3 protein-coding genes are annotated in these 2,643 nt (G+C 51.3%); all 3 read right to left on the bottom strand.

The annotated features are described in order from the left end of the window. Positions 1–185: 185 nt before the first annotated feature. The gene (locus tag Q0628_RS13520; protein WP_298771829.1) at positions 186–827 is read right to left on the bottom strand and encodes a hypothetical protein; all 642 of its coding nucleotides are present in this window, start codon (positions 825–827) and stop codon (positions 186–188) included. A gap of 422 nt (positions 828–1,249) precedes the next feature. Further along, entirely contained in the window at positions 1,250–1,609 is a 360-nt protein-coding gene (locus tag Q0628_RS13515) for a hypothetical protein (RefSeq protein WP_298771827.1), read from the bottom strand. Further along, the coding region (locus Q0628_RS13510) for a hypothetical protein (protein ID WP_298771825.1) at positions 1,561–2,643 on the bottom strand (1,083 nt) is incomplete at its 5' end. The genes Q0628_RS13515 and Q0628_RS13510, both read right to left, overlap by 49 nt.

Here is a 2,643-nt window from a genome sequence, read left to right as displayed (position 1 = left end):
CAGTTTACCAGTTATACAACAATCAACCATTCCAACATTCGAACATTCAAACATTAACCATCTCCCCCGCACCCCCTCTTTCTCTCGCTATCTTCTCCCTCCGCTGACGCGAAAATAAGACAATTTTCAGTATTTTAAAAATACAGTTGCTGACCCTTTTTACCCAACATGGTATTATCCATCATTTACGGTTCGCGGTAACGCACTCCAATCGATTCATAATCCATCCGTAGGGGTTTTTTGCAAAGGTTGTTCTTCATGTCCCATTCGAGATTGCGGTCAAGTGATGTAGGATTCAGATAATACAAGAAACTTGCGCCATGGAAACCTTTATCCGTTCCTCTAAATCTGAAATCGCCGTATATCTTGCCATAATAGGCTTCAATCAGATTGCCTTTCTCGTCGAATCGTGATCGGATACGGAAAGAATAGCACCTGTCATCGTTGCTGTCGGTATAGTCATCAGGCCATACACCCTTGACCTCTGTCTTCTTGCGCCGTCGTCCGAATCGTAATGTTGTGCTGGGTATATAACCCATTTCTGGCGCAACCCTGATCCTTATTCCACGGTTAAGGCCGGCAACCGACTCTTCCACTTGGCCATTGCCAGCACCGGGAAATTCTATTCTGCTGGTAAAATCATAGAACACTTGCACGTAATACTTTCCATCTTTCACCTTGTTGCGCAATGCGTAGCTCGTGCGAACAATCATGTCAGCATGCTTGCCGTTCCCCTCTGGGGGCAACCAGTCATTCGCAAGGAAGTCGAACCGTAGGACAGCGTTTGTTCCGTCGAATCCCCCGACACTTTCTCGTCTGCCGTCCAAAATGACACGATTGACGTATAACGGAATGGGATGTTCCACGCGTTGAAGGGCTACCGTGACGACAACATCCTCTGGTTGCCAGATTCCAAACAACGATCTTCTTGTATATTTCGTCCCTCCTCCATATGCCGCTTCGTAATAACCTTTGGGTGCCTTATCAACCCAAATACTACTTCTGCCACAGTTCGTCTTTCCTGAAAGCCGACAAAAACCTTGCTCGTCCGTGAATCCCTCTGCTATGTCTGGCTTGGGCGACTCCGTCCAAGCTTGCCATCCAATGTCATCTTCAAAGTTTGCAATTACTTTTGCGCCCTGCAACGGAGCATGGTTAACTGCATCCTCGACATAAATACTCAGATATGCTCTGTCAGCCCATGCAAGGTAACATGCTAGCACTACGTTGAACACTAGTATCATCTTTTTCACTGGTTTTCTCCTGTTACGATTTTGTGGAATATGAAATTGACATAAAAGAAGGCCACATTACAAATGTCAGAGTGATGCCATTGACGACGCCGCTGGACAATTCGCTCTGATGACCAGTATGACAATCCGTCGGGGGAAAGCTCTATGTTTCCATCAAGTACATTCACAATCGGATTCCTTCCCGCCGCGAAACTTCTCGCCGGGATTCCGTCGCCCATGACCTTGTTCAATTCAGTTTGAGCAATTGAAATGAGATTTGTCTGGTGAAGCAAGGTATTGTCGAACTTGCGGAATATCGGGCTGGCAATCAGTTCCGCATCTGTAAACTCGTTTGTCTTGGCAAAGTCAGTAAGCAACCCGGCAAGGTTCGTGTGTTCGCCGTTATCTTCCTCCCATGCCATGTCATTTCTCCGCCAAACAACCGCTTCAAGCCAACGCCGACCAGATCAAGCGCCGCGAGGAATAACTTATCTGCCCCTACCACTTTCGTGGACAAACTTCGATGCGATATCCTGGGAAAAAATTCGCGTGGGTTCGTGCCTCGGGGAACGACGACTTCCTTCCCCTTCCAACCAATCCACGACGGCACAAGCCTGCCGGTCGTCTCGTCCGGCGTCGTTCCGTATACGACCGTCTCGGGCGAGAGGACGTACTTGACGTTGTATCCGAGTTTGCAGGCCGCGAACACCTTGCCAACCTTGTGCTGGCCGGGAAACAACGGCATCGACCGCACCGTCGCGGGAATCGCGAATATCCCGTATTCGAATTCACCCCAGCGGCGGTGCAGGAGATGGCGGCCCAGCGCAACGACCGGCCGCCCGCCCAGCGTGTCCGGGACAAAGACGTCGCGGCCTTCGCCGAGGAACATAAGGGCGTTCGCACCATCCTCCCCCTCTTCGGACCAGAGGAAGTCGCCCGTAATGTGGAGGCGACGGTGAAGTTGGTCATCGCAAAGGAACAGATGTGTGCTGAATAGCCCGTCTACCGGCAGGGCATGGGACTTCAGCGATATCTTCCTAGTTCCATACACCGTGGTGTTTGTTTCACTTGTAGTAGGCCCCCAGGACACCTTGGTAATGCCCCATGATATCTCGACAGGCACTCCAATCGTTCCGCCGTAGAGCGCCGGCGCGCACCCGTCGAAGGCGTCAGCCGCGATTCGCGGCGAGCGGTAGTCTTCGAAAATCACCAGATTGAGCTTTGGCGACTCGGCAAAGGCCCTTGCCGCAATGTTGGTGACATGGGACTTGATATGCACCGTCTCGAGCTCCTTCGACCGATTGAACGCCTCAGGCGGAATCTCCCTTGCGCTTCCGTCGACATACAGATAGCGGATTCCCTTGATGTCCTTGATGCGCTTGCCCGCCACTTCGCTTGGCAGCCCCTCCGG

It is taken from the genome of uncultured Fibrobacter sp. (assembly GCF_937877005.1).
Classification (GTDB): domain Bacteria; phylum Fibrobacterota; class Fibrobacteria; order Fibrobacterales; family Fibrobacteraceae; genus Fibrobacter.
Note: the sequence above shows the minus strand (reverse complement) of the source record. Positions and strands in the feature narration are given on the sequence as shown.